Below are 26290 nucleotides of genomic sequence, written 5' to 3' on the forward strand. Positions count from 1 at the left end.
CTCTTGTATATTTTTATATTATTGTTCCTGTTCTGAATTGGCCTGAACTGCCGACTTTCCTTTCACTTCAAAGTCCTTCATTCCTTTTAGTTCACCCTGCACATCGTATTCGCCGGCAGCGAGGATCTGCTTCAATCTCCACAGCATATACGCGTCACCGGTAGTTTGCTTGTTTTTGGTGAGGAAATTATGGATGATCTTGCTTGCCTTCTGCCAGTCGTTGGTAATGTACTTTTTCAGATCGGCATCATAGAAATCATAATCAAAATGACCGAGCTTCTTACCACCTTCAAGGATGCGGACCCCTTTGTCCTCCTGCATCAGTTTCTTCCATTCGTCGGGGTCCACTTCAAATTCGCTGAGTGTGACAGGGCGCGCCAGTTTCCTGGCTTTCAGGAATTCCTTCGGAGGAATTACGGATAACCATTCGGGATAGAAGATGAGACCTTTTTCATTGATGAAAGGCAGGTTGTTCAGGTAAAGGATGAATACCCTACCCTGGAATTCCGCCATATAGTTGAGCAGCCAGTAATAGCCACATACATCATGTTTATTTTGTGCAGCCCAGATCCAGATGATCTCATCGGGATTGCGGCGCATGGTGCCCACCAGTTCGGCAATGGTCTTGTAATCGTTCACTTCATCGGTTTCCACTTTTCCATCATAATCACCGCCGGCCAGTACTTCTTTCCACCATTGCTTCCTGGCTTCGATGCCTTCGCCTACATAGATATCGGCAATAGGACCAACAGCGTAATCATCCCTGATCAATACGATATCGCCCTGCATGGATTCCTCCAGCTCGATGGCTTTCTGAAGCACGGCTATATCAGGTTCATTGAAAACGATATGAATCATAAATTCTGGTTTGTGCCTATTTAGCAGTTTCAGTTTCTTCGGCCAGGTCCAGCTCTACGCGCAGGTTATCGATGATGAACTCCTGGCGTTCCTGGGTGTTCTTGCCCATATAGTATTCCAGCAGCGCCTGCACGTGTTCGCCCTGCTCGATGATCACGGGTTGCTTACGCATTTCAGGACCGATGAACCTTCCGAACTCGTCCGGAGAGATCTCGCCCAGTCCTTTGAAGCGTGTGATCTCGGGTTTACCACCTAGTTTTTTGATAGCCTTCTGCTTTTCTTCTTCGTCATAACAATAGATGGTCTCCTTCTTGTCCCGTACACGGAACAATGGAGTTTCCAGGATGTACACGTGCTGGTTCTTCACCAGGTCAGGGAAGAACTGCAGGAAGAAGGTCATCATCAGTAAACGGATATGCATACCGTCTACATCAGCATCGGTAGCGATCACGATATTATTGTAACGAAGCCCTTCATAACCTTCTTCGATATTCAATGCATGCTGAAGCAGGTTGAACTCTTCGTTCTCGTACACAACTTTTTTGGTGAGGCCAAAACAGTTGAGTGGTTTACCGCGAAGACTGAACACCGCCTGTGATTCAACGTTGCGGCTCTTGGTGATGCTTCCGCTGGCTGAATCACCTTCGGTGATGAAGATGGTGCTCTCCGCTTGTTTTTCGCGAATGGCATCTTTATCTTTTCCTGTGGGCTCGTCGTTGTAATGATAGCGGCAGTCGCGCAGTTTCCTGTTGTGCAGGTTGGCTTTTTTTGCGCGCTCGTTGGCGAGTTTCTTGATGCCAGCCAGTTCCTTGCGCTCGCGCTCACTCTGCTCGATACGCTTTTTGAGCGCTTCAGCAGTAGTTGGATTGCGGTGCAGGAAATTATCCAGTTCCCTGGCGAGAAAATCGTTCACGAAATTCTTCATGGTAGGCCCATTCTCATACACTACCTGTGAACCGAGCTTGGTCTTGGTCTGGCTTTCGAACACGGGCTCCTGCACACGAACGGAGATGGCGGCGCAGATGCTGCCACGGATATCGGCGGCATCATAGTCCTTTTTATAGAACTCGCGGATGGTTTTCACGAAGGCTTCGCGGAAAGCGGCGAGGTGTGTACCGCCCTGCGTGGTATACTGTCCGTTAACGAAAGAGTAATATTCTTCACCGTAAGAATTCTCGTGTGTGATGGCCACTTCTATATCCTCCCCTTTGAGGTGGATCACCGGGTAGCGGATCTCGTCTTCATTGGTCTTGCGCTGGAGAAGGTCCAGCAGGCCGTTCTTGCTAACGTATTTTTTACCGTTGAGGTTCATCACCAGGCCGGCATTGAGGTAGCAATAGTTCCAGAGCTGTCCATCGAGGTATTCGTGGAGGAAGTGGAAGTTCTTGAAGACTGTTTCGTCGGGGATGAAGGTGATGAGTGTGCCGTTAGGTTCGTCGGTCTTTTGTTCTTTGTGTTCTTTGGTGAGCACGCCTTTCTCGAACTCGGCGGTCTTCTCTTTTCCGTCGCGGTAAGCAGTCACTTTGAAATAGGTGCTGAGGGCGTTCACGGCCTTGGTACCCACACCATTCAATCCAACAGATTTTTGGAAAGCTTTGCTATCGTATTTGGCCCCTGTATTGATCTTGCTCACAACGTCCACCACTTTTCCGAGAGGGATGCCCCGGCCATAGTCGCGTACAGACACATTTTTGCCTTCTATAGAGATCTCAACCTGTTTACCATAGCCCATTGTATGTTCATCGATACAGTTGTCGATCACCTCTTTGAGCAATACATAGATCCCGTCATCTGGACTGGATCCGTCGCCGAGTTTCCCGATGTACATCCCGGGTCGGAGGCGGATATGTTCCCTCCAGTCGAGACTGCGTATCGAGTCTTCGGTATACTCGCCTTGAACGGTGGTTTCTTTTTCTTTTGCCATAGTCTAGTCCTGTTCGTAAGCTACTTATATATTAAAATAAATCAGTTGCAATAGTAAGGGATGCTGTAGAACGGGCAAATATAGCAAAACAGGAGCAGAAGGTTTTTGTGTGAGATATTCAGGTATGTGGAAAATTGGGTTTGCAGCGTGCTGGCAGTCGCTCGCCTCCGGCGAGTGACTTTTGTTTAGTCGCCTCCGGCGACGCCGGGGTTCGCCGGAGGCGAACAAATAGAAGTCACTCGTCAGAGGCGAGCGACTGCCAGCTCTCCGCCCTTTTTAGTCAGCCCCCAAATAAAAAGGGCCAACTCTGAAAGCTGGCCCTCCTGAGAATGGTTGAATGGATCATGGTCTTGCTTCCTCTACTTCCGTTTGTTCGGAGTAGGTGGTGCTAACCTTAAAGATCCGGGCTATTTGTTTTCGATTAATGGCAAGGACAAACTGAACTGATCTGATATCACCTTTTTCGATCTTGAAGCGGCGAAGGTTATTGCCTTCATAGTACACTTCGCGGTGGAGATCCTGGCCGGCTTCGTTTCTGATGGTGAAATATGACTTTCCGGGTACAGAGGTCTTCACTGTGAAGATTAGGAAATTGCCTTCTGTTCCGTTGAAGGTCACATCAATCATGGGAGCAACAGGATCAGTGGTGTTAGCGGCAGCCAGGGGTTGGGTCTGTACTGCGGCAAATCCATTCGCTGCAAAAAACATTGAACTGATCAGGAGAAGGTTGTACAACCATTTTGTGGTTTTCATAATCCAGTTTTTTGTTTGTGATTTGTTTTTTTTGATCACAGCACAAAATTGCGATACGTTCATTACCACAATATGACCTGATATTAAAGGATACGTTAAGAAATAAAAATGCGCGGAAACATGTAACCGGTGTGGATTTTCTTGCTCATACATTATGAAACAAAAAAAATACTCCGTTCTAAATAATCATGCCATCGTTTTTTTATTCACCAAAAATATTTATGGCACAGTCATTGTTTTCTTGCAACACAGAACTAACCACCCCACCTGCTCTAACGTGTGAATGAAAATGTTGAAGAAAGATTGTTGAAGAAAATAGCAAACCATTTTTATTAACCTATAATTTTTCATTTATGAAAAGCATCAAGGTAAGCTTGGTAGCGCTCACTATTGCTACCGCTGGATTATTTGCGTTCAAAGGCATCCAAACAGGATCCATCAAAGGAACAGTATCTCCTGCAGACGGCGCTGAGCGCGTGTGGGCATTGTCCGGAACTGATACGCTGAAAGCGACAGTTGAGTCAGGTGCATTCACGATCACCGGCGCAAAAGCAGGTACTTACAGAGTGATTGTAGAAGCTAAACCACCTTATAAGAATGCTGCTAAGGATGGTGTAACAGTTACTGATGGTCAACCTACCGATGTTGGCGAAATCAAACTGGAACAATAAGCAGTTCCTATAATTTTCCTCTTTGCAAAAAGGAAAACAGTGCATCGCGCTGTTTTTCTTTTTTATGCTCATCTGTTTGTAGATTGCAGGATGCAACAGCCTCCCATCCTACAACTGATCGATGTTTCCGTAAAGCTCGGTGCACAGCAGGTACTGGCCGGCATTACCTTCAGCATCCATAACGGTGAGCAATGGGCGCTTATTGGAGATTCAGGCAGCGGCAAGACCGTTCTCGCCCAAACCATTGCAGGTCGCCACTTCTACAGCGGGCATATCCGGGCTGCATTTGGTACGCCGGAAACCTATCATCACCAGATAGTGCTGGTGGAACAACAACACAAATTCAAAGCACGCAACAATACGAACAACCTGTATTACCAGCAGCGTTACAATTCATTTGATGCGGAAGATACCATCACTGCCGCTGAAGCGCTCGGTGTTGCTATTGACTTACCACATGTTGCAGCTATTATTTCCACACTGCAATTGCAACAGTTACTGCATGAACCGATCATCCAACTCAGCAACGGCGAGAATAAGAGATTGCAGATTGCGAAAGCATTGTTGCAGCAACCATCCTTTCTCATTCTCGATAACCCTTTTCTGGGACTCGATACACATGGCCGCGCCATCCTGAACGAGATCTTAACCAGGCTCAGTGAACAAAAGATCCCGTTCCTGCTCATCACCACGCCGCATGAGATCCCTGCCTGCATCACGCATGTGGCTACGCTTTCATTGGGCAACCTGGTTACCGCGCTTCCTAAAGCAGAGTATATTCCACCGGTTCAGCAACAGCTGCCTGCATTCTCGCCGGAACTCCTGCGATCTTTGATACAACCTGTAAAAGCGGAATTTACATTCGCTATCAGGTTGAAAAATGTAAATGTGAGCTATGAAGGAAAACAGATCCTGAAAAATATCAACTGGGAAGTGAGAAAGGGAGAACACTGGAGTGTAGCCGGACCAAATGGCGCCGGCAAATCCACCTTACTGAGCCTGCTCACCGGAGATAACCCTCTCGCCTATGCGAATGAAATATATCTGTTCGACAGAAGAAGAGGCAGCGGGGAAAGTATTTGGGATATCAAGAAAAGGATCGGCTATGTTTCGCCGGAACTCCACCTTCACTTTGACCCGCTGGCCACCACTTTCCAGGCCGTAGCAAGCGGGCTTTTCGATACTATCGGATTGTTCAGGCAACTGAGCACAGAAACCGAAGCACTGGTGATGCAATGGCTGAAATTATTTGAACTGGATAAGAAAGCACACCGGTTGTTGAATATGCTTTCCGCAGGAGAACAGCGCCTCGCATTGCTGGCGCGCGCCCTCATCAAGAACCCACCAGTATTGATTTTGGACGAACCATGCCAGGGACTGGATGAAATCACCACTGCACGCTTCCGGCAATCCGTAAACGAGATCTGCTTATTGTCAGGTACTACCCTGCTGTATGTAAGCCATTACCAGCAGGAATGGCCGGAGTGTATCGATAAACATCTATCATTGAATAAGGGCGAAGCCAGTATCAGTTACTCATAGAGCAATCTTTCTTTCCACATTTATCTCTTTCAGAAAATAAGCATCGTGCGAGACTACCAGCAGCGTTCCTTCATACTCGTTGATTGCTGTGGTAAGGATAGCAATATTCTGAATATCCAGGTTATTGGTCGGTTCGTCCAAAACTATCAGGTCCGGCGCTTCGCCGCTGATGGTCAAACAACATAACATCAGCCGCATTTTCTCGCCGCCACTGAGCGTTGCGCAGGGTTTGTCCCAGTACTCCTGCGTGAACAGGAACCTGGTGAGCCTTATCTTTATTTCGTGTTCCTGCAACCCGGATTGATTGAACTTTTCTGCCTGCTCGAATACATTCAAACGGTCATCTATCAACGAATAATCCTGGTCTACATACAGGGCCTTGTTCATAGCCCTGTAAATGGTCCCCGATGCGGGTTCCAGCTGCCCGAGTATCAATTTTACCAAAGATGTTTTGCCGGACCCGTTGGCGCCTGTGATCACAATCCTCTCACCGCTGTTGATCTGGAAGTTCAACGGCTCGGGCCAAAGTGGTTTTGTATGGTATTGCAGGTTTACATTTTTTGCCTCTGCAAGGATCTTCCCTTTGTGCAAACCAGAATGATCGAAGCCTATCCTCATCTTGTCTTTATCCGGTAATTCTTTCCTGAGCTCGTTCAGCTCCTGCGAGATATTTCCTGTTTTTTCCTCATGAACTGATTTGATCCGTGCGGTGCTTTTTTCTGCATTGTTCCTGAGCGTGTTCATGGAGATGGTGGGCAGTCCTGCTTTTTCCTGTTTCTTTTTACCCCGCGCGTCGAGTTTCTGCTGACGCTCGATACTTTCTCTTTCCACTTCTTTCGCTTTGCGTAAGGCCTTCTCTTTGCTTTTTACATCCTGCGCCAGTGCGCCAGCTTCCAGTTCCTTTTGTTCCAGGTAGAAATCATAATTGCCGCCGTATTGCGTGATGCCGCGTTTGCTGAGCTCGGCTACTGTATCCAGCAGGTTCAGCAGGGTTCTGTCGTGGCTCACTACCACCATTGTGCTCCTGCTGTTTTTGATGAGCTCATACAGTTGTTGCCTGGACTGCATATCCAGGTGATTACTGGGTTCATCCAGCAGGATGATCTCCGGTTGATGAATAGCGATGCCTGCCAGGAAGACCTTTGTTTTTTGTCCACCGCTGAGCGATGCCAGGGATTGATCAAACTCAAGCCCTGCCAGTCCCCAATGGGCAAGCGCTTCACGGGCTCTTTCTTCGATGGTCCAGTCGTCGTCCAGAATAGTGAGATTTGCTTCTGTGACCTGTCCGGCAAGGATCTCCTGCAATGCTTTCAATTTACTTTCTATCTGCAGCGCAGCAGCTACGGAGAGATGATTGAACTGACCGAATACCTGTGGCATGTAGTAAGACCTGGAATCAGCCACCATATTACCTTCCGTGGGAACCAGCTGCCCTGCCATGATACGCAGCAAGGTTGATTTACCCGCTCCATTGTTGCCGATCAATGCCAGTTTCTGATGAGCGCCGATATTGAACTGAATATTGCTGAACAACACATCCTTATTGGGATGCATATAAGTCACTTGCTGTAAGGATAACATAATTTCTTTCTTCAGGAGTGAGAAATGTAAATGGCCCGTAAGCCGGATACCTGTCTGATTTGTTGAAAGAAATTAAATTCTACATGGAGATTATCAATTGTAAGAGTCACAAAATTACGGGGAACTTTGTAAAAAACAAAACAGGCTCGCGAATGCGAACCTGTTTTTCCATATTAGCTTGTAACATTGAAGCTATCATCATATTCCACAGTCCCTTCCGGTATATTTCCAGTAAATGAAAGAACCTGGAAATACTCAGCAGGGGCATGCAGGTACTGCAAACGGTCATCGGTACTGAATCCGAAGCGGCCATAATAAGAAGGCTCGCCAAGCACTACACAGCCGGCAGCATGCATTTCCTTCAAAGCATCGATAGCTGCCCTGATGAGGCCGGAACCCACGCCAGATCCCTGTTTGGAAGGGGCCACCGATACGGGCCCCAATCCATACCAGCCTGAACGTCCTGATGAAACAGTTACAGGCGATATTGCAATATGTCCTATCAAATCACCCTCATCCTCTGCAACCAGGGAAACTGTCAGTTGACCACTTATGCGCAGGGCTTTGATGATGAACGATTCTGTTCCACTGCTATATGCTGCGGAGGCAAACGCCGCCTTTGTTACCTGATCGATAGCATCGATATCAGAAGGCTCTTCCCTCCTGATAGTATAATTATATTTGTGCATCACTGTTAGAGTTGAATAAAAATAAGAGAGTACTCCTCTGCTAAATCAGCAGAGGCCATGAATAAAATTCTCAGTTGAAGATGTAATTACCTCTAATGGTAATTACTGTAATACAATATCCATCATACGCTCAAATTGAAGAAAAGTGGAATTCCATCCGAAAATAAAGAAAACGGAGGGAATGGCATTTCAATACATAAAAAAAGCGGCCGAAGCCGCTCTGGTGACCCCCCTGGGGCTCGAACCCAGGACCTACTGATTAAGAGTCAGTAGCTCTAACCAACTGAGCTAGGGAGTCAGATGGGTTGCAAAAATAAACAAAGTAGTAATATCTACCTAATAGTTTACAAATATTTTGCACCCAAGATATTAAGCCTCAGTGTCTGAGGAAATAATCAAGCATCTGGTATTTCTGGTTCTACCAGTTTGGCAAGTTTCTCCAGCGATTCCTGCCAGCCCAAATAACACATTTCAACCGGGATCTGAGCAGGAATTCCCTCCTGGGTGATCTTTATTTCCGTACCGGCAATATTCTTATTGAGAGAAACAGTAGTGATCATTTCACCCGGCAGATTGGGGTCGTCGAACTTATCAGAATATTTTAAGAATTCATTCGGCCTGAGCTCGAGATATTCTCCACCAAATGAATGACTGTTGCCGGTTGAAAAATTCTGGAAAGACATCTTAAACGTTCCTCCTTTCTCCACTTTCATTTCATGAACGGTACAAAGAAATCCATAAGGAGGCAACCAGGCAGCCATTGCAGCAGCTTCCGTAAATGCACGGTATACCTTTTCAGGCGAAGTTTTTATTACCCTGTGTAATGAAACAGCATTGCTAGACATAAGATAAATATTTATTCCTACTCATCTGGCTTTTCGGTACCGCCCGTTTTTGTAGTGGTCACTGCTCCACTTTTTACTAATCTGATAGAACAAAGTTAAAACCTGCAGACTTCTCAAATCAGGTGTACTTGCGGCAATATGGAGGTGGTTTGCGGCTACCACTTCACCTGAGCCGCGCAGACAAGCAAAATGAGCTATGGAAGAAAACAGCCCCCTGCACCCTGGCCGATCTTTGTATCCTCATTTTAAAAAAACAGTACAATGATCTCAAAGATTGCTTTAGGAAAGAACGGACCAATTGTGTCGAAGCTCGGATTAGGTTGTATGCGCATGTCTTCCGTATGGGGAGGTGAAACGAAGGATGAAAGCGAAAGCATCGCCACCATTCAATCAGCACTGGACAATGGTATCAACTTTTTGAACACAGGAGATTTCTATGGAAGCGGCCACAATGAGCTACTGGTAGGGAAAGCCATCAAAGGAAGAAGGGACGATGCATTTATCAGTGTAAAGTTTGGGGCTGTGTTTTATGGCGGCCATTTACTTGGACTGGACCTTCGTCCCATGTCCATCAAAAACTTCATCAATTATTCCCTGGTGAGATTGGGCGTAGACACAATCGATCTCTATCAACCCTGCAGGCTTGACAACAGTGTTCCCATGGAAGATGTGATCGGAACCGTTGCCGACCTCATCAAAGAAGGGAAAGTGCGCTATCTCGGCGTTTCTGAAATTACAGCAGATCAATTGCGCAAGGCCAATAGTATTCACCCTATAACTGCACTTGAAATAGGTTATTCCCTGGCAGACCGCCAGATTGAAAGCGACCTGCTCCCTGTTGCCTATGAGCTTGGCATCGGTGTAGTAGCCTTTGCCAATACAGCAGAAGGACTGTTAACCGGCGCAATGCAAGCACCTCTTCCTGACGATTCTTACCTTAACCATTTTTCCCGTTTTCAGGGAGAGAACCTGATAAAGAATCTGGAAAAAGTAGAAACATTGAAACAAATGGCAAATGAAAAAGGCTACACACCGGCACAGCTGGCCATCGCCTGGGTGAACCTGCAGGGAGGCCATATCATGCCATTGGTTAGCATGAGCCGCAGATCAAGACTGCCGGAGAATATGCAGGCCATGGATATCACATTCAGCTCAGAAGAATTGAATACACTCGATACAGTATTTGCTCCGGGCGCGATTACAGGCAGCACCTATCTTCAGCGATAACAGAATTGAACATAAGGCGTGCAGTTTTGTATTTTTATAGAATGATGAATCCAACTGAAATACTTCCGGGGGTCATTTTTTTCTCTTACTACTCCACCATGCGAAAGGAGAAATGTGCGTTCATGGAGGACAATACGCTTGTATTGCAGGTCCTTGGCCGGTTTACCCTGGAAACCGCGAATCAGAAGATATCGATGGGCGGTGGTCAGATGATGCTGATTAGAAAGAATCAACTCGGTGAGCTTACCAAAACACCTGAGGATTTACAGGGTTATCAAACCATTGTCATTCGGCTGAAAGAAGAATTACTCAGGAAAATTGCTCTTGAAGAGCAAATAGTGATAGCTCAAAAATATACAGGCCCTTCCAACTTACTGATCCCCGGAAATGATTTCCTGCACGCTTTTTTTCAATCCACTCTTCCCTATGTACGCCATCCGGAGAAAAAGATAACCACCGAAGTAGGTATGCTCAAAGTAAAAGAAGCCGTATACCTTCTTTTGGATGCCATGCCGGAGCTGAAGGAATTTCTGTTCGATTTTTCCGAACCTCATAAAATAGACCTGGAAAAATTCATGCACAGCAATTTTCATTACAATATCCCGGTTGAGCAATTCGCAAGGCTGACAGGAAGAAGCCTTGCCGGCTTCAAGCGGGATTTTCAAAAAACTTTCGGGATGCCGCCACGGCAATGGTTACTTGAAAAACGTTTATCTGAAGCAAGGTACCTGATAGAAAAAAAGAACAGGAAACCATCGGCCATATACCTCGACCTTGGCTTTGAAAGCCTGTCGCATTTTTCGCATTCCTTCAAAAAGAAGTTTGGCAAAGCACCTACGGAATGGCTGGCACAGTACTGAGCCTTAAAGCTGGACTGCTTTTACTATCCTGCCTTCAACATAAACACGCAAAATATTCCCGGCAATCCTTACCAGGCTATCTCCTCCCCCCTGAATACAAATTTTCCTGTAGGCAGATCTTCTTTCAACAGGAACTCAACTATCGGCTCAATGGCTTCCGGGATTTCCAATGGAGCATATTCACTTCCCATATCTGTTTTCACCCAGCCGGGATGAACAGCGTTCACTTTTACATTTTTATCCCTCAGAGCATTGGCCAGATGAATGGTATACATATTCAGTGCTGCCTTGCTGGCATTGTAAGCAAAAGTGCGGGCCAGCGGGTGCTGCCGTGCATGCAATTGCAATGAGCCCATATCACTGGAGATATTCAATATGCGGGAATCAGGTGTTTGCAATAAAAAAGGCAATACCTGGTTTGTCAGTTCCACCAATCCAAAGAAATTGGTATCGAAAGTTTTCCGTAGGCGCTCTACCGCTATATCTGTAGTGGAATCTTTCATTACATCACCATCCATCATTATACCGGCATTATTAACGAGGATCTGTAAACGATAATCTGCGTGATCCAACTGTTTTACTGCACTGCCCACTGAAGCAGGATCTGAAACATCCAGCAACAGCAATGTTGCCCGGTCAGGATTTGGCAGGGTCTGCAATGCCAATTCTCCTTTTTTCAAATCCCGCACGCCCATGAAAACGAAGTACCCTTTTTTATTAAGCTGCTTGCAAAGCTCCAGTCCCAGTCCACGGTTGGCGCCGGTGATCAGCGCTGCCCTCTTATCGATAGTATTGTGCATGAAATGTTTTTGGCCACAAGTATAGCAGGCTGTCCATGTATTCCAAACCAATCAGCATCGAAGCAGGAATAATTCAATCCCGGTTGAAGGAATCGCATGCTGGCGAAAAATCGATTTCATCTCTAAAGGTCAATATCAATACCAGCGGATGGGACCTGCCCAACCAGGAAATTACAGTTATGGGCAATGTAATAATGTAAAAGACTATCTTTGTATCGCCCTCCTTTAAACGTAGTAAGCCCTGATCATTCCTGCGGATTTTATTAAATACAGGTATCAATTCCTGGTACCATCTTTTCACTAAAAAAATCGCGCAATGAAATCACTGTTCCTCACAACCACTTTGTTTTTCTGCAGCTTCGCAAACCAGTCGGATGCCTGTACCCGTGTGATGTACAAGGGTCTGAACAACCTTATCCTTACAGCCAGATCAATGGACTGGAAAGAGGATATCATGCCCAGTTTGTGGATCTTCCCCAAAGGCATGCAAAGATCAGGAGAAGCAGGTCCCAACTCACTGAAATGGACATCCCAATATGGCAGCGTTGTCTGCTCCGCCTACGAATTCTGCAGCACCGATGGCATGAACGAAAAAGGCCTGGTGGCTAATCTCCTCTGGTTGGCAGAATCGGAATACCCAACTTATACATCCGGCAAACCCGCACTCAGCATTGCGGCCTGGGTGCAGTATGTTCTGGATAAATTCTCCACTGTGGCCGAAGCAGTAAAAGAACTGGAACAGGAGAAATTCATCGTGGTATCTGATAAAGTACCGGGAGAAGACCGTATGGCTAACCTGCATCTATCGATCTCCGATCCATCGGGCGACAATGCGGTTCTTGAATACATCAAGGGAAAACTGATCATTCACCATAGCAAGGATTACCTGGTAATGACCAATTCTCCCACCTACGACAAGCAGCTTGCACTGAATGAGTACTGGAAAGAGATAGGCGGCACCGTTATGCTTCCCGGCACCAACCGCGCCTCGGACAGGTTTGTACGCGCTTCCTTTTACACCGAAGCCATTCCCAAAACAGATAATACGCGTGTAGCCGTTGCCAGTGTATTCAGCGTGATCCGAAATGCTTCCACACCTTATGGCATAACAACGCCGGACCAGCCAAATATCTCATCAACACGTTGGAGATCCGTTTCCGATCACAAGAACCTGGTGTATTACTTTGAAACTGTACTTACCCCCAATACCTTTTGGGTGAACTTCAAAGACGTAGATTTTTCTGCAAATGGAAAAGTGAAAAAACTTCCGCTGTCTAACGGAGAAATGTATGCGGGAAATGCAGCTGCACAGTTCCGGGATTCAGCGCCATTCAAATTCCTGGGATTGACTCTGTGACCGTCACAATGAAGGTATTATTTGGATAATCCGGAATGGAGAGCCCAGTTTGCAGATAACTGGCAAACCTAATCCTTTACCAGAGCTATGGCCTCATTCAATATCTCCTGAATGGTCTTTACGGGGAAATCTTTATCCATATCTATCAAGAATATCTTCATCCGGGACCGCTTCTCCGTAAGCTGTTCTATCTTTTTAATACGAGCTGGTATAATTTTTTTATGGTTCCCTGTAAAACTTCATATGATCGATCAACAATACAGGGATTGCATTGAAGCCTGCCTGGCCTGCGCCAGCGCCTGCCGTCAATGCACTGTGGAATGCCTGAAGGAACAGGATGTTCAGATGCTCACCAATTGCATCCGGTCCAATCTCGAATGCGCCGCAATCTGCGAAGCCGCTGCTGAGATAATGAGCCTTGAAGGCGCTTTCTCCGAACAGCTCTGCCAGCTTTGCGCCGCTGTTTGTGAGCGCTGCGCGGATATCTGCGATGAACATGCCCGGCATGGCATGGAGCATTGCAGGATTTGTGCGGAAGAATGTCGTCGTTGTATGAAGGTCTGCCTGCAAATGATCAATCTCTGAACAAACCGAAACCACAATAAGGGAACCAGGTAGCTTAACAAACACTGGTATTTTCCGATCCTGCCAGCTATACTCCGGGCCCTGTAAACCTGCCTCAGGAATGTTCAGGAGGATCATTCTTTTCAGCCGGCATGCTTACTTTTCTATTTTTCTTTTTTTGCGGGTATCTCTCAGGATGCAATGTTCTTCTGAAGATGCCCCATAACTGTTCCTGCCAGCCGATCAGCTGACCGATCAGAAAATAATCCTTGAGGTTGTTTCGGATACTGCTGCGCATCACACGCATCACTTCATCCCTGTCCACCTCCCCGGTTTCCTTCACCCGCACCAGGAACTCCAGTGAAATAAAGGCAAGCACCGCCCCTATCAGGAAGAGGAAATTCCATTCATGCAGGCTGATCAGATGTAATACCTTATTGACCTTCGGGCCTGTGTATTCGATATTGATCACGATCTTCCTGCTGGTGAAATAATCTGCCAGCAATCCGCCCACCAGCGGAGCCAGGGATGAGAAAACGGATGTAACGATATTCTTCGCTGACAGGTAAACGATAGACTCATTGCGGGTTGCCAGTTTCAGCCCGATATTGGTAAGCGACAAATTAATCCCCGCAGTAGCAATTCCACTTGCGATGAAAAGCAGTACCAGCAAAGCAAAATTCACATAAAAGCTGGAATAGATCCCCACAAAACACCAGCCGATCAACACCAGGATATACAGAGGCGCACAGATGGCAAGTATGGTCTTGTTACTGTAGCGGTCTGAGAACACGCCCCACATCCTTACTGTCAGGATACTGGCAAGCTGGCTCAGGATGGTCAGCCCGATGATATAGGATAACGACATACCCAGCGTCTTCATCATAAACACATTGAAGAACGGGGTTGCCAGGTTGAAAGCAAAGATCCAGGCAGAGTTGAACATCAGTAGCTTCCTGAAATTCGCGTCCTTCAACGGTTTGGCCAGCAGTTTGAAAATATTCTCGTTGGTGAGTGTTGATCTCGGCTCAGGCGCTTTGGACAAAACAATGGCGCCAATGACGCCTGCAAGACCTGCACCGATGAACATCACAGAATAAGTGGGGAGTTCATATTGCGGGAAATAATCTTTTACATAATCGATAGACAGGGCCAGGGTAAGGCTCAGCAGCACATTCAGCAATTGCATATTCCTGGCCCTTCTTGCAAAGTAAGAACCCAGCAGGGATTCAGGCACCAGGTCCTTCATCCATGCATTCCAGCTCGGACCTGCAATGCTTCCGAAGAGAAAATAAAAAAAAAGGAAAAAGATAACAGGCTCAACGGTAGTAACTCCGCCCATCAACGGCAGGCACCCGATCAGTATCAGCGGTGTTCTGGCAAGCAGGGAACAGATCACACTGATGGCTCTCCGGTTATTGTACCGCCTTACCAGCCAGATGGAGATCAACTGGAATACATTCACTAAAGTGGGAAGCGCAGCCAGTAATCCGATCTCGAAGTTATTGGCACCAAGCAAGAGCGCAAATGCAACCATGAAGGCGCCGCCGGTAAGCGTATTCATCGCTTCCGTTGCCAATCCATCCCCTATCACATACCTCAATCCCGTCTTGATCTCCTGTTCGGTCAGTGTGTCCTTCGGTGAAAGCCTCATAGGTATCGATTACTTGTTTCAAGTTACAAAATCCTTGCTCAAAACGATCAGACCAACCGCGCTGGTATTTGGAGAAAAAAAAATCCCTTACACAATTGTATAAGGGACTACAGTCTGGACAGGTAATAATTACTTTCCCAGCGCTGTGGGTGGAATAGCGGCTGGCACTACATTCTTCACACCGGTTGTTTTCAGGTATGCGTAGATCGATTTAAGATCGATGTCTTTCATTCTTGTATAATTCATCCAGGGCATGGGCGGCAGCAGGGGTCTGCTGTTCTCAAGGCCTTTGTATTTTCCTTCACGCATGGCGCGGAAGAACTGCGCTTCTGTCCAGCCACCGATACCGGTGGAATCACCAGTAATATTGGCTGCGAAAGAAACGCCCCAGGGACCCGCCACGGCTGTGTTACTGTGGTTGAACAATGCCCATGACTTCAGCTCGCTGGTATCCACTTTCGGAACGGGTTGACTGGCAGGATGGCCGGACAATTCCAGTCCAGGCGCCGGCATCGGGCCCTGCGGTCCCATTACTTTAGGAGAATGGCAATCGCCGCAGCCGATCACCGTTACAAGATACTCGCCACGCTTCACCAGGCTGTCTGCACTCAGTGATGCATCTGCAAGCGGCTCCTGCACTTGCTGATTATTACAGGAAACTACAATGGCCAGGCCAATTGAAACGGCGCTAAAAAACAAAACACTCTTTTTCATTAGACTTGTTGATTGAATATGGGATGATTGATAAAAGGATACCGTTGTTTTGTTTTCCCGGAATTAAGGATGTGTAAATTGAAACCAGGATGCTTAACAGACATGCTACCTGAGCTTCGCAAAGGTAGAGCGATCCTGCACCACTACCTATCGCCCAAATATGTGATTTTTTACGAAAAATTCATAACAAAAAAGCGTAACACGGACCTTGGTCCATGTTACGCTTATCAAATATCAAATGCTATGGTGTTTTACATTCTGAATGAAGTGGCAAACAAATTCAGCTCTTCCGGACTGAGTGTTTTGTTTCCATTCTGGACTACGATGAGATAACGGAAGGTTACTCTGTCACCCGCCTTCAATGTCAGATTGGTGGCCCCCTTCCCATTAGTGAATACTGCTTCGCCCAGCGGATTGGCGGCAAAAAGACCGTAACCTCGCGCATGCCACCAGGTGGGATAGTTCACATTCTTAGGATGATCGATTATGGTTACGCTTACTGAATCATTTCCCATTTTTCCATAGAGTTTGCACCAGCCGCCCCTTGTGCCCCAGGCATCATTGCCCTGCTTTCCTTCACTGGTGAGGTAATTGCCATTGGCGATACTGTCCACCTGCCCTTTCACCAGCGTTACCACGCCATGTTCATCTTTATATTCCTTGTCTTTCAGTTCCGGGATCTGCAATGCATGCGCCACGCGAAAACCGAGCATTCCATCCTTTACATCTTTGAAAACAACATCAGTTCTTGCCTTGAGCTCGGTGATGCGTTCAATGATACGGATCCCATCCCTGCCACTGAATTGAAGTGTTGTGGATTCTTCCAGCAAAACATCCTTTGCCTGGTTGGTCCAGTTGGCGCGGTAGCTTAGCTGGTTGCCTTTGACAACGGGTTCAGGAAGTGTTTTGATCCAGCCATATTTCGGTTTACGTGCCGGAGGAATGGCGTAAGAGTTGTTCCAGAAATCAAGACCATTCACGCTTTCGTAATTGAACCAGATACCGATATGATGCGGATGGTCCGTGGGATCACCCGGCTGCGGGATCATGGGAAAGCCGCGCGTGACCATTGTTCCTGCCGATGTATGCACAGGGAACAATACCGGCTTTTCCAAAGAATCCGGATATAGAAAAGACGTGAAGAACTTGCCACCGATCAGCACATCGATCTTTTTTTCATTTTTCTTCTTTTCAAATTTCACGGCGTCCTGTGCAGATGCGCTGGCTGCAATGCCCAGTGCAAACAGGATGCCGCTGACCGGTTTGTTAAGGTTTCTCATGTTACAGGCTTTGAGGATCAGTATTTGAAAATTTTACCGCCGGCCATCACTTCCTGCGTTTTGGCATCGAAAGTGGCTTTCTCGCCGGTACGCGCTGCAGCTGTGGTCATGATGGTTGCGATGGAATGACTGTATCCTGCTTCCACCGGCGCATTGGGCTGCTTTCGGCTGCGCACGCATTCCATCCAGTTGCGCACATGGTTACTCGTTAGTATATCGCCACCGGTATTGGCTGAAGCAGATACAGCAACGGAAGCGCCAAGGCTTTGTTCCGGTAACAGGTTTGCCTCCATTTTCATGGCCTTTGCATGATTGGCGGTAAGGCCACCGGCGGGAGAAACTTTATTGGTATTGAGATTGAGTTCACCGCCATTGGAGTAATAGATCTCAGCAGGACGTTCATCACCGTTATGCATACGCGAACCGAAGGTTACCTGGAAACCTTTGCTCAGATCATCCAACGGACCGTAATCGAAAGCGGCCATCAGCGTATCCCAGTTCTTCCTTCCATCCTTCCACATGTAGATGCCGCCATTGGCCACCACGCTGCGCGGATGCGGGAGGTTGGTGAACCAGTGTACCGTATCGATCTGGTGGCTCATCCATTGACCGGGCAGCCCGGATGAATAAGGCCAGAACAAGCGATACTCAAGATATAAGCGCGGATCGAATGGCTCATAGGGCCTGTTGAGCAGGTATCGCTTCCAGTCCGTATCCGATTCTTTGATCTGGTCCAGCAATCCAGGTCTTCTCCAGCGTCCGGGCTGGTTCACATTCCAGGTGAGCTCTACCATGGTAATCGGACCAAACCTGCCGCTGCGGATGAATTCATTGGCTGCATGATAATTGGTGCCGCTTCTGCGTTGTGAACCGATCTGCACGATCTTTCCGGTTTCCTTCACGGCTTTGAGCGCAGCACGGTTGTCTTCCATCGTTTCGGCAAAAGGTTTTTCCACGTACGCATCGCAACCTGCCTTCACTGCTTCGATGGTATGCAGCGCATGTTGGAAATCAGCCGTACTGATGAACACAGCGTCCACTATTTTCTTTCCATACATTTCTTCATTGTTGCGGCAGGCGATCACATCACGCATCATCTTTTCCTTCCAGGCCGATGCGCCCTCATCACGTCTTTTATTCCATATATCGGATACAGCCACTATTTCGAAATTCAATTCCTTATAATGGTTCATGAAACAAGGCATATGGGATTGACGATGGCGGTCTGAATAACCTACCACGCCTACGCGTACGCGGTCATTGGCTCCCAGGATCCGGCGATAATGAAGTGCGCTGATTCCGGAATGGGCTGCCAGCACGCCTGCGCCGGCAAGTGCAGTATTTCTCAAGAACGATCTGCGGGACTTTTTCATATCAGGGACATTTGTGTGAATGTATTGTTGCAAAACATACCAATTGTCAATCATATTGCCATACTTGTCCGGCCAATTGGCAATATCCATTACCGGAGCAGGTAAAAAATTACTAAAAAATCGGAAAGGAAGGAAAGCTAAATTCATTATCTTCGGCATCAAACCAACCAGGACGCATCAAAAAGCGAGCTCCCGCTTTTTATTTTTACCTTTTTTCTGATATGAAACTGGCAATGCCATGATCTGCTTTGCAATGGCCGCTGTGCCTGCATTCCGCAGTTCTGTTATTCCATTTTCAAACAAAAAACAATTTTTTCATGTCAGAAAAAAAGCATCGTCCCATCAGGCTACCGGCCAATCCTCCCAGAAAGATCCCCCAGATCGTAAAAGAGCTGGTGAAAGCAATGAACCAGCAGCAAACAGATGTGCGCAGTTTTGCCGCTTCCCAGAAGATCAGTTTCTCGAAAGTGTACAACTGGATTGCCGGTAAGGCAGAACCGAAAAGGAATTCTACGGATATCATTCTCCGTTATTTCAAAAAGATCAGGTACGATTATGTTCCCATCGCAGAAAAACAAATTCCCGCCAAAACCGGGAAGGCCCTTCCCTGCCGTATCGATCCATCCATTGCTGTAAACATGAAACAAATTGTAATATCATTGAAGGAACAATCAGAACAATTGAAGTTACTACAGGAGCTGGTAGAGAAACTGGCAGAAAATACAGAAAGGATTCCGGCAATTGTGAAAGTGAAGAAAGCCGTAAAGGCAAGAAAAAAGGAAATGTAGATACATTTCCTTAGTGACTTAAACGGGGTTGTCACACTAATTTCCTGCGATTCGAAACCAGATAGACTTCTCGCGGAAAATCAGTTTCAAACTGTACATGAGAAAAACCAAATGCCATAACGGCACGGTTTATATCAAAGTAACATTGATTCTGTTTCATTTTGCGAGATAGTACACGAATACGCCAATACATTCCATCAACGGGGTTGTTTTCCGCATGAACAGGCCGGATAACCGAAAAAGACAATTTGAGGAATGTCAATAAATAAAAAACCACTCTTTCCTGAGCCCCGTGAAAACGGGGCCAGGATAAGAATGGAACCTTTACAAGAAACCCTTGGATGCTTATTCCTTGTACCTCTGGAATAGCATCCGATTTTGAACCATGATCCAAGAACTATCTTAATAGCTCAGTTTGAGCTCTACGCGTCTGTTGAGTGTTCTGCCTTTGGCAGTTTTGTTGTCTGCGATGGGGTTGGAAGAACCAAAACCGGCTGCAGTCATCCTGCTTTCGTCAACACCTTTTGATTTCAGATAAGCCAGTACTGCCTGTGCACGTTTTTCGCTCAGCGGCTGGTTTACTTTATCAGTACCGGTATTGTCGGTATGACCTTCAATGCTCAGTTTGAGGTCGGCATCTTTCTTCATTTCAGCAGCTACCAGGTCCAGAGAGGCATTTGATTTTGCCATCAGTTTGGAAGTACCGGTGGAGAAGAAGATCTTTCCGGCTGCTACATTCACTTTTTTCACTACTTCCTCTTTCACTACGGGGCAACCATTGTTCTCTTTGGGGCCAGGCAGGTTGGGGCATTTATCTTCTTCGTCGTTCACGCCATCCTTGTCGGTATCGGGGATTGGACAACCATTGTAACGGGCAACGCCGGCTACATTGGGACATTTGTCTTCTTCGTCGTTCACACCATCCTTATCGGTATCAGGGATTGGGCAACCGTTGTAGCGCACCAGTCCTTTTACATCAGGGCATTTGTCGTCTTTATCAGGAACACCATCGCCATCAGTATCAGGGCAACCCTGGAACTGGGCCAGGCCTTTGATATCAGGGCATGCGTCCAGGCTGTCTACCACGCCATCGCCATCTGTGTCTTTCGGCGCTTCGATAACGGGAATGGGTACTGTTTTAACAGGCGCGGATTTTTTGGGCTTGGAGATATTTTCTGTGAAGCCGATAGACCAGAAAAGGTTATCGTCATGTTTTTTCTGGTTGAATGCCAGGCGGTAATTGGCCTGTACAAAGAGATAGGTAAGGCCAGCGAGATTCACCTGTGCGCCGATACCGAGTGGAGCGTAAGGAGACCATCTGCTGCCGTAATTGCCAACACCAACACCAGCTGTGAGGAAGGGGTTCACGGTATAGTTATCGTTCAACAGGCGTGCATGCAGTGAACCCTCAAACTCGTTGGAATACTCATTGGAAGAACCGTTTTTGGAGTAGTTGGTGAATAATCCATTGTAACGGCCTGAGAAGTCGATCTTGTTGGTGATTCCCTGCCAGTACATAAGCGAGAATCCAAAATCATGATTCTTGAAATTGTGCCAGTCACCTTTTTTCCAGGTGTCTTTGAAAGAAGTGGCTTTGATGTCGTTAGGAGTTTTGAAGTCGGTAGCGTTTACGCTGAATCCGATAAGCTTTCCTTTCTTTTTGGAGATTTCCTGGCCTGATGCTACAGAAGCGAAAAGCATCGCGAAGGCCGCGAGAGGTAAAATTCTTCTTATCATTTATATTATTTTAGATCCGGACGGTTACATCACATGATGATACATTCCAATCCTGACGGCTGCAAAATTACTTAATGAAGGAAAAGAATCAGGTAAGATATCTACGAAGATATTGTAGTATTACTTCTATTTCACAGTAATAGCTCTATATAGTTCCAGTACTTATGCTATAACAAAAATGGCTCCGGGAAACCGGAACCATCAGTCATTAGTTATACAGTTCTTCTGACCTGCGAATAAAAACCGGTAGCATAGAAATGCACCAGGCAAGCACGTGTTTTCGAAATGATATTGGAAAATACTATACTGCCGCAATACATGCGCAGCAGGCTTTACAAAGGATTGGCGATTGGTATAGAGAAAATGAAATAATGAAAATTCCGGCAGGATTGCCGTTGAACTAAGTGGAGCTGCTATCAGAGTAAGTAACCTATGATCAATCCTCTACTGTAACTATGACTGATCTACGTGTGTTGAGAACCGGTATATCCGATTGACCACACAAATATATTTTAACATTTCATAAGCAGATGTAGTAAGTGTTCAAATTTCGTGTAGTAAAACTTCGATATTGTAGCAGAGATACGTGTAGAAATAATATTGTATCTTGGCATCGTTTTTAGCAACTTGGTTATAACGGGTAACCTGGTTTGGCAACGCTCTGTACTGAAAACCATTGAAACACACACTATGCCGAACATCTTGATTGCGGATGATCACGCGATCGTACGCTACGGAACTACCCTGATCATCAAAGACCTTATGCCTGGTGTTCACGTATCCGAAGCAGAAAACTTCAGCCTGGTCCTCAAATTACTGAACCAACAAAGGTTCGACCTGCTTATCCTCGACATCAATATCCCCGGCGGAAACAATCTCCAGATGATTGATGTAGTACGACTTCACCAGCCCCAGATCCGGATCCTTATTTTCTCCGGCTATGATGAACAACTCTTCGCACTTCGTTACCTGCAGGCAGGAGTAGACGGATACCTGGTGAAACATTCACCTGAAGAAGACCTCAAAACGGCTATCCGTACCATTCTAAACAACGAGAAATACATCAGCTCCACCGTGAGGCAGCACCTGCTCAACGGCCTCAATACAAAATCAGACATTGCAAAGAATCCCCTGCAAGCCCTTTCCAACCGGGAAATGGAAGTGATGCAATTACTCATTAAAGGTTCAAGTGTTGCCGATATCGGCAGCATGCTCAGCCTGCAGATTTCTACAGTGAGCACATACAAAGCGAGGATCTTCGATAAACTGGATGTTGCCAATGTAATAGACCTGGCAGAAAAAGTAAGATTGTACGGCGGACAGGCATCCTGATCCGCTGCTATCATTTTGTAAAGATCAGCTCCACAACTGTTCCTCCTTCTTTCCCGTCTCTGACCCTCACACGCCCCTGCATCTGCGCCACAAGGTCTTTGACAATGATAAGTCCCAAACCCGATTTGCTGCTAACGCCATTGGTGGCTACCGCAGTACCCGCTTCATCATTACACCATTCCTGCGTTTGCTTGTTCATACCAAAGCCACTGTCCTCCACAAGGATACTAACAGTATCTTCATCTGTAGTTGCCGATATTTTCACAACACCTTCGAAAGTAGCCTTCACTGCATTGTCGATCAGGTTATGCACTATGATCCCCAGCAGGTGATGATTGCTCAGCACATAAGTTTCCCTGGGAATATTGTTCTCGATCCTGGTGGATTGCTCCGCAGCGATCTCATTGAAGATCTGCAGCTTGTTTTCCACCAGTTCATTCAAACAAAGCTTATCCATTACGATGCTGCCCTGTGAAGAGTTCAGCTTGATATATTGAAGCAGGTTATCTGTCAGGTGGTACATCCTGTATCCCGATTCGTAGATCAGGTGGGCGCTTCGTTTCTTATCATCCATCGCCTTCTCCCCTTCGGTGCTTTCGAACAATCTTCTGGCTGCGCCGGTAAGATATTTGAGCGGCGTTTTAATATCATGCGTGATAGCAGCAATCAGCCGTTCCTGCATCCGCGTTTGCCTGCGCATACTTTCTTCCGATTGCTGCAATTCCTTCAGTGTTGCCTGCAACGCCTTTGTTCGTTCATCGATCTTCTCCTCCAGTTGCGCATTCTTCCTGCGGATATACCGCAGTTTGATCCGCATGTACAAAAAGAACCCGATGATCACAAGCAATGCTATCAGCAAACGGAACCAGGCAGTTTCATAAAAAGCCAGCGGCACTACCAGCAACACGCTTTTCACCAGGTGGTTATTGGCGCCAAACCCATTCGCCTTCCGGATCCTGATCTCATAAGAACCCGAAGCCAGCGAAGAAAGCTTGATACTTCCATCACCATCAACCGGCAACCAGGTGCCGGCATTCCCATCTTTCACCAGTGAAAAATCGAGATGCCTGTTATAAGGATTACCAAAATAAGGGGTAGTAACGAAGAGCCGGAAGAAATCGAAATGTTTGTCCAGCGAAATGGTATCGGCCAGCGGAATGGAGTTGCCATCAATCTCGATCCTGTCTATAAAGAGATTGAGTGAAGGCACTTCCGGCACAAGCTTCGATGGATTACCCACCACCAGCCCATTTAGAGAAGGCAGCGAGAAATAACCACCCTTGAGTTTCAGGCCACAGGGCTGGCATCCGCCGTTGAATTCATTCGTATTGAAACCGGTGTATTTATCGTAATACAGGTAGTACGGACTGTGCAGTTTACCTGCGGCATAATCCAGCAGGTCCTGCCTGGCAGTCTGGAACAATCCCTTATTGGTGGTGATCCAGAAAAAACCATTTTCATCTTCGATCACACAATGCGCTGATGCGAGGTATCCCCCTTTGTCCATCGGCATGGCAACCAGCTTTTTTCCATCGTAGAGGTAAAATCCATCTTCATGAGTGCTGACCCAGAGCTCGCCTTCCTGCCGCACATACAAACTTCGTATATACTTGCCCGATAATTCTTTAATGGAATCGATCTTTCCGGTTGCCTTATCGATGCAGTACAAACCATTTCCGCAGCCCATCCACATCCTTTTTGCCCCTTCTTCCTGAATATAACAGAGATCCTTAATCGCAGGATATACGATGGCAGGTTTTGAGCGGGGATCATTCAGACTGAATCGCCAGGCAGGATGCCTTTTGGCGCCAACGATCAGGTTACTGTCCTGGTCTTCATACAACATGGTGATATTATGAGGAAAACTGAACTCCCTCAACAGCTTCCTGCCTTCCGGATCGAAGCAATACAACTTCATCCGGTGCTTCACCCAGATATTCTTATCATGGTCCAGCACCATACTGGACCTGTCTTCCTTCATTCTTTTATTGAGTTCAGGCAACACTTCATGAATATCCTGCAGGTTGAACAGGTACCCCTGGGGCGTGATTATTCTATTATTCCCCAATTCAGCCTGTGCATAATACACTTCATCTGCGTCGGACTGACCAGAGCGTATCGTAAAGAAAGGCTTCCTCGTAAACAGGAACAGCCCACGGGTTTGGCTTCCCATGAAGAGCCGCTTGAAACGGGTATCATAGCAGATAGTTGTGATCCTGTTGGCTTCATAATCGAATTCCCGCATCAGCAGTTCAGTGGTAAGCCCTTTCTTTGCTCCCGGCTTCACCATGTACAGAGTTTTATCCATTACAACAAATACCTGATCGGCACAGGTACTCCAGTAAACCTTCGGTTTCTCCTTCCCGTTAAGGAACCCGGGATGAAGACGAATATCTCCCTGCAATTCTCCCGTTGCAATATCACGCCCGGCTTCTATTAATGTGATCTGTGTACCCTGGATCTGGTATAACCTGCTTCCCATCAGGAAAAACTGCCAGAAATTTCCAGACTTGTACTGTAAGGAAAACTCCATTTTTCCCTTGTCCCAGGCATAGACGGAATCATTAGTGAGCAAATAGTACCTGTCAGCCGTTGGGCTCATCTTATATCTTTCAACATGGATCAGGCTGGCGTACACATTGGGAAGGCCCAGTGCACTGTATGTTTTGAAGTTTTCATCTTTTGTATCAGGCTCAAGATCAACTTCAGAGAATAATGGATGGTCCGATAACAATGTAGCCTGTCCATCCTGCATCCGGATCAGCTGGTTCCTTTCAGTAACGCTGATCAATGCCCCTGTCCGGAGATCAGGATGCAGCCAGGACATGCGACTGCTTACAAGCGGTAGCTGATTCTTATTGAAGGAGCGGAAGAATTGTCCATCAAATCGTACAACGCCATTCTCCGTGTTCATCCAGAGAAAACCGCTTCTGTCGAAGCCCATTGCCTTGACGCTGTTTTGCGGCAGACCATTCTCATCAGTATACTGCCGGACAGTGTACTGCAGGGAATCATGCGCAAGAATACAGGTTGGAAATAATAAAAGGATAGAATACAGTACAACTACTTTCATAAAGTACAGGCCCGGTTTGAGCGGGCGGGTTTAATGTAATGGTTTCGAAAGGGAGCGTTGCCGGTATTACCTGTGTAACGGAAGGATAAGGTTTGAAAAGGTATGCGCAAAACTACAATAATATCTTTCCCGGCAATAAAAATACTACAGCGATTATGAAAGCAAAAAATAAAGTGGAATAGAAGAAAGGAAATTCATCAGCAATACGGGAAGCACCAGCCTGGATGCCGGGAAATCTTTCCGGCAAAGCTTCAATACAATGAACTCTACCAGCAGCGCCTGCGCGCAAAAGATCAGCACCAGGTTCCAGGGAAAGGAAGAAGATGCCAACAGCGGTTCAGCAAACTGCATCAACAACAATCCACCTGTAACAACTGAAATGGTATTGGCCAGCGAAGCAAATACCAGACAGGCCAGCATGGAATGGTACCTGAACCTATACAGCAACAGGGATTCTATTACAACGGTGATGAGTAATTGAAACAGGAAGAGGGGTATTACAAGAAGGTCTGTATTCATGAATGTTCTGATAACTCTTGTTAAGACGATAATCCGGGCTAAAACAGGCTTTCCCGCAACGATTTTACGGCAAATCATTTGCAACCATCAATTATTGTCCCACTTTCCCAACAACTTTCACCACTTTTTGTGCCTGAAGCTTACCCTGA

Annotated in this window: 23 protein-coding genes and 1 tRNA gene; 9 read left to right on the forward strand and 15 right to left on the reverse strand. The window is 46.6% G+C overall.

Translation table 11 applies throughout. The annotated features are described in order from the left end of the window. Positions 1–18: 18 nt before the first annotated feature. The 3 genes from D9Y29_RS00480 to D9Y29_RS00490 all read right to left on the reverse strand — a co-directional run bounded on the left by D9Y29_RS00480 (position 19) and on the right by D9Y29_RS00490 (position 3535). Positions 19–858: a DUF1835 domain-containing protein gene (locus D9Y29_RS00480; protein WP_127124476.1), complete on the reverse strand. Its 840-nt coding sequence runs from the start codon at positions 856–858 to the stop codon at positions 19–21. A 16-nt stretch (positions 859–874) separates the two neighbouring features. Further along, positions 875–2782, reverse strand: coding sequence for a DNA topoisomerase IV subunit B (locus tag D9Y29_RS00485; protein WP_127124477.1), 1908 nt, complete (start codon positions 2780–2782; stop codon positions 875–877). A 342-nt stretch (positions 2783–3124) separates the two neighbouring features. Further along, positions 3125–3535, reverse strand: coding sequence for a hypothetical protein (locus D9Y29_RS00490; protein WP_127124478.1), 411 nt, complete (start codon positions 3533–3535; stop codon positions 3125–3127). 353 nt (positions 3536–3888) lie between these two features. Between D9Y29_RS00490 and D9Y29_RS00495 the strand changes: the two genes are divergently transcribed. Both D9Y29_RS00495 and D9Y29_RS00500 read left to right on the forward strand, forming a co-directional pair. Continuing rightward, positions 3889–4206 (forward strand): carboxypeptidase-like regulatory domain-containing protein, encoded by a 318-nt coding sequence (locus tag D9Y29_RS00495; protein ID WP_127124479.1) that lies wholly within the window; start codon positions 3889–3891, stop codon positions 4204–4206. 90 nt (positions 4207–4296) lie between these two features. Next, on the forward strand, positions 4297–5748 hold the full coding sequence (locus D9Y29_RS00500; RefSeq protein ID WP_127124480.1) for an ATP-binding cassette domain-containing protein: 1452 nt from the start codon (positions 4297–4299) through the stop codon (positions 5746–5748). Here the strand turns inward: D9Y29_RS00500 and abc-f are convergent. The 4 genes from abc-f to D9Y29_RS00520 all read right to left on the reverse strand — a co-directional run bounded on the left by abc-f (position 5743) and on the right by D9Y29_RS00520 (position 8863). Further along, positions 5743–7329: a ribosomal protection-like ABC-F family protein gene (abc-f, locus tag D9Y29_RS00505; protein WP_127124481.1), complete on the reverse strand. Its 1587-nt coding sequence runs from the start codon at positions 7327–7329 to the stop codon at positions 5743–5745. The genes D9Y29_RS00500 and abc-f overlap by 6 nt on opposite strands. A gap of 173 nt (positions 7330–7502) precedes the next feature. Next, complete coding sequence (locus D9Y29_RS00510; protein ID WP_127124482.1) at positions 7503–8018, reverse strand: GNAT family N-acetyltransferase; 516 nt, start codon at positions 8016–8018, stop codon at positions 7503–7505. 221 nt (positions 8019–8239) lie between these two features. Continuing rightward, positions 8240–8316 (reverse strand) — tRNA-Lys (locus D9Y29_RS00515). A gap of 97 nt (positions 8317–8413) precedes the next feature. Then, a complete protein-coding gene (locus tag D9Y29_RS00520) occupies positions 8414–8863 on the reverse strand; it encodes an SRPBCC family protein (protein ID WP_127124483.1) in 450 nt (149 codons plus the stop codon). A 261-nt stretch (positions 8864–9124) separates the two neighbouring features. Between D9Y29_RS00520 and D9Y29_RS00525 the strand changes: the two genes are divergently transcribed. Together D9Y29_RS00525 and D9Y29_RS00530 are read left to right on the forward strand one after the other, a co-directional pair. Beyond that, positions 9125–10090 carry an aldo/keto reductase gene (locus D9Y29_RS00525; RefSeq protein WP_127124484.1) on the forward strand — a complete coding sequence of 322 codons (966 nt, stop codon included), beginning with the start codon at positions 9125–9127 and terminating at the stop codon, positions 10088–10090. Positions 10091–10131: 41 nt separating this feature from the next. Continuing rightward, positions 10132–10950: a helix-turn-helix domain-containing protein gene (locus D9Y29_RS00530; RefSeq protein ID WP_127124485.1), complete on the forward strand. Its 819-nt coding sequence runs from the start codon at positions 10132–10134 to the stop codon at positions 10948–10950. Between the two features lie 68 nt (positions 10951–11018). Here D9Y29_RS00530 and D9Y29_RS00535 read toward each other — a convergent pair whose 3' ends face one another. Continuing rightward, positions 11019–11750, reverse strand: coding sequence for an SDR family NAD(P)-dependent oxidoreductase (locus tag D9Y29_RS00535; RefSeq protein WP_127124486.1), 732 nt, complete (start codon positions 11748–11750; stop codon positions 11019–11021). Positions 11751–11785: 35 nt separating this feature from the next. On the opposite strand from D9Y29_RS00535, the gene D9Y29_RS26440 reads away from it, so the two are divergent. The 3 genes from D9Y29_RS26440 to D9Y29_RS27115 all read left to right on the forward strand — a co-directional run bounded on the left by D9Y29_RS26440 (position 11786) and on the right by D9Y29_RS27115 (position 13692). After that, positions 11786–11950: a hypothetical protein gene (locus tag D9Y29_RS26440; RefSeq protein WP_164735185.1), complete on the forward strand. Its 165-nt coding sequence runs from the start codon at positions 11786–11788 to the stop codon at positions 11948–11950. Between the two features lie 116 nt (positions 11951–12066). Continuing rightward, positions 12067–13107, forward strand: coding sequence for a linear amide C-N hydrolase (locus tag D9Y29_RS00540; RefSeq protein WP_127124487.1), 1041 nt, complete (start codon positions 12067–12069; stop codon positions 13105–13107). 243 nt (positions 13108–13350) lie between these two features. Continuing rightward, positions 13351–13692, forward strand: a complete 342-nt coding sequence (locus tag D9Y29_RS27115; RefSeq protein ID WP_127124488.1) for a four-helix bundle copper-binding protein — start codon at positions 13351–13353, stop codon at positions 13690–13692. Between the two features lie 94 nt (positions 13693–13786). Here D9Y29_RS27115 and D9Y29_RS00550 read toward each other — a convergent pair whose 3' ends face one another. The 4 genes from D9Y29_RS00550 to D9Y29_RS00565 form a co-directional block, all read right to left on the reverse strand. Further along, positions 13787–15325 carry an MFS transporter gene (locus tag D9Y29_RS00550; protein ID WP_127124489.1) on the reverse strand — a complete coding sequence of 513 codons (1539 nt, stop codon included), beginning with the start codon at positions 15323–15325 and terminating at the stop codon, positions 13787–13789. Between the two features lie 129 nt (positions 15326–15454). Then, on the reverse strand, positions 15455–16039 hold the full coding sequence (locus D9Y29_RS00555; protein ID WP_127124490.1) for a diheme cytochrome c-553: 585 nt from the start codon (positions 16037–16039) through the stop codon (positions 15455–15457). 251 nt (positions 16040–16290) lie between these two features. Further along, positions 16291–17319, reverse strand: a complete 1029-nt coding sequence (locus tag D9Y29_RS00560; protein ID WP_127124491.1) for a DUF6807 domain-containing protein — start codon at positions 17317–17319, stop codon at positions 16291–16293. Between the two features lie 17 nt (positions 17320–17336). Then, positions 17337–18692 carry a Gfo/Idh/MocA family protein gene (locus D9Y29_RS00565; RefSeq protein ID WP_127124492.1) on the reverse strand — a complete coding sequence of 452 codons (1356 nt, stop codon included), beginning with the start codon at positions 18690–18692 and terminating at the stop codon, positions 17337–17339. A 317-nt stretch (positions 18693–19009) separates the two neighbouring features. Here D9Y29_RS00565 and D9Y29_RS00570 point away from each other — a divergent pair, with 317 nt between their 5' ends. Beyond that, a complete protein-coding gene (locus tag D9Y29_RS00570; RefSeq protein ID WP_127124493.1) occupies positions 19010–19480 on the forward strand; it encodes a hypothetical protein in 471 nt (156 codons plus the stop codon). Positions 19481–19882: 402 nt separating this feature from the next. On the opposite strand, the gene D9Y29_RS00575 is transcribed toward D9Y29_RS00570, so the two are convergent. After that, positions 19883–21217, reverse strand: a complete 1335-nt coding sequence (locus D9Y29_RS00575; RefSeq protein ID WP_127124494.1) for an OmpA family protein — start codon at positions 21215–21217, stop codon at positions 19883–19885. Between the two features lie 690 nt (positions 21218–21907). Here D9Y29_RS00575 and D9Y29_RS00580 point away from each other — a divergent pair. Then, the gene (locus D9Y29_RS00580) at positions 21908–22549 is read left to right on the forward strand and encodes a response regulator (RefSeq protein WP_127124495.1); all 642 of its coding nucleotides are present in this window, start codon (positions 21908–21910) and stop codon (positions 22547–22549) included. Between the two features lie 10 nt (positions 22550–22559). Here the strand turns inward: D9Y29_RS00580 and D9Y29_RS00585 are convergent, their stop codons facing one another. Together D9Y29_RS00585 and D9Y29_RS00590 are read right to left on the reverse strand one after the other, a co-directional pair. After that, a complete protein-coding gene (locus D9Y29_RS00585) occupies positions 22560–25622 on the reverse strand; it encodes a sensor histidine kinase (protein WP_127124496.1) in 3063 nt (1020 codons plus the stop codon). A 153-nt stretch (positions 25623–25775) separates the two neighbouring features. Next, positions 25776–26141: a hypothetical protein gene (locus D9Y29_RS00590; protein ID WP_127124497.1), complete on the reverse strand. Its 366-nt coding sequence runs from the start codon at positions 26139–26141 to the stop codon at positions 25776–25778. Between the last annotated feature and the right edge of the window lie 149 nt (positions 26142–26290).

The sequence above is a fragment of the Pseudoflavitalea rhizosphaerae genome (assembly GCF_003991355.1).
GTDB classification, from domain to species: Bacteria; Bacteroidota; Bacteroidia; order Chitinophagales; family Chitinophagaceae; genus Pseudobacter; species Pseudobacter rhizosphaerae.

Excerpts from the sequence above, each read along its gene's own strand:
- D9Y29_RS00480 (WP_127124476.1), bottom strand. The coding sequence starts at position 858 with ATGATTCATATCGTTTTCAATGAACCTGATATAGCCGTGCTTCAGAAA.
- D9Y29_RS00485 (WP_127124477.1), bottom strand. The coding sequence starts at position 2,782 with ATGGCAAAAGAAAAAGAAACCACCGTTCAAGGCGAGTATACCGAAGAC.
- D9Y29_RS00490 (WP_127124478.1), bottom strand. The coding sequence starts at position 3,535 with ATGAAAACCACAAAATGGTTGTACAACCTTCTCCTGATCAGTTCAATG.
- D9Y29_RS00495 (WP_127124479.1), top strand. The coding sequence starts at position 3,889 with ATGAAAAGCATCAAGGTAAGCTTGGTAGCGCTCACTATTGCTACCGCT.
- D9Y29_RS00500 (WP_127124480.1), top strand. The coding sequence starts at position 4,297 with ATGCAACAGCCTCCCATCCTACAACTGATCGATGTTTCCGTAAAGCTC.
- abc-f (WP_127124481.1), bottom strand. The coding sequence starts at position 7,329 with ATGTTATCCTTACAGCAAGTGACTTATATGCATCCCAATAAGGATGTG.
- D9Y29_RS00510 (WP_127124482.1), bottom strand. The coding sequence starts at position 8,018 with ATGCACAAATATAATTATACTATCAGGAGGGAAGAGCCTTCTGATATC.
- D9Y29_RS00520 (WP_127124483.1), bottom strand. The coding sequence starts at position 8,863 with ATGTCTAGCAATGCTGTTTCATTACACAGGGTAATAAAAACTTCGCCT.
- D9Y29_RS00525 (WP_127124484.1), top strand. The coding sequence starts at position 9,125 with ATGATCTCAAAGATTGCTTTAGGAAAGAACGGACCAATTGTGTCGAAG.
- D9Y29_RS00530 (WP_127124485.1), top strand. The coding sequence starts at position 10,132 with ATGATGAATCCAACTGAAATACTTCCGGGGGTCATTTTTTTCTCTTAC.
- D9Y29_RS00535 (WP_127124486.1), bottom strand. The coding sequence starts at position 11,750 with ATGCACAATACTATCGATAAGAGGGCAGCGCTGATCACCGGCGCCAAC.
- D9Y29_RS26440 (WP_164735185.1), top strand. The coding sequence starts at position 11,786 with ATGTATTCCAAACCAATCAGCATCGAAGCAGGAATAATTCAATCCCGG.
- D9Y29_RS00540 (WP_127124487.1), top strand. The coding sequence starts at position 12,067 with ATGAAATCACTGTTCCTCACAACCACTTTGTTTTTCTGCAGCTTCGCA.
- D9Y29_RS27115 (WP_127124488.1), top strand. The coding sequence starts at position 13,351 with ATGATCGATCAACAATACAGGGATTGCATTGAAGCCTGCCTGGCCTGC.
- D9Y29_RS00550 (WP_127124489.1), bottom strand. The coding sequence starts at position 15,325 with ATGAGGCTTTCACCGAAGGACACACTGACCGAACAGGAGATCAAGACG.
- D9Y29_RS00555 (WP_127124490.1), bottom strand. The coding sequence starts at position 16,039 with ATGAAAAAGAGTGTTTTGTTTTTTAGCGCCGTTTCAATTGGCCTGGCC.
- D9Y29_RS00560 (WP_127124491.1), bottom strand. The coding sequence starts at position 17,319 with ATGAGAAACCTTAACAAACCGGTCAGCGGCATCCTGTTTGCACTGGGC.
- D9Y29_RS00565 (WP_127124492.1), bottom strand. The coding sequence starts at position 18,692 with ATGAAAAAGTCCCGCAGATCGTTCTTGAGAAATACTGCACTTGCCGGC.
- D9Y29_RS00570 (WP_127124493.1), top strand. The coding sequence starts at position 19,010 with ATGTCAGAAAAAAAGCATCGTCCCATCAGGCTACCGGCCAATCCTCCC.
- D9Y29_RS00575 (WP_127124494.1), bottom strand. The coding sequence starts at position 21,217 with ATGATAAGAAGAATTTTACCTCTCGCGGCCTTCGCGATGCTTTTCGCT.
- D9Y29_RS00580 (WP_127124495.1), top strand. The coding sequence starts at position 21,908 with ATGCCGAACATCTTGATTGCGGATGATCACGCGATCGTACGCTACGGA.
- D9Y29_RS00585 (WP_127124496.1), bottom strand. The coding sequence starts at position 25,622 with ATGAAAGTAGTTGTACTGTATTCTATCCTTTTATTATTTCCAACCTGT.
- D9Y29_RS00590 (WP_127124497.1), bottom strand. The coding sequence starts at position 26,141 with ATGAATACAGACCTTCTTGTAATACCCCTCTTCCTGTTTCAATTACTC.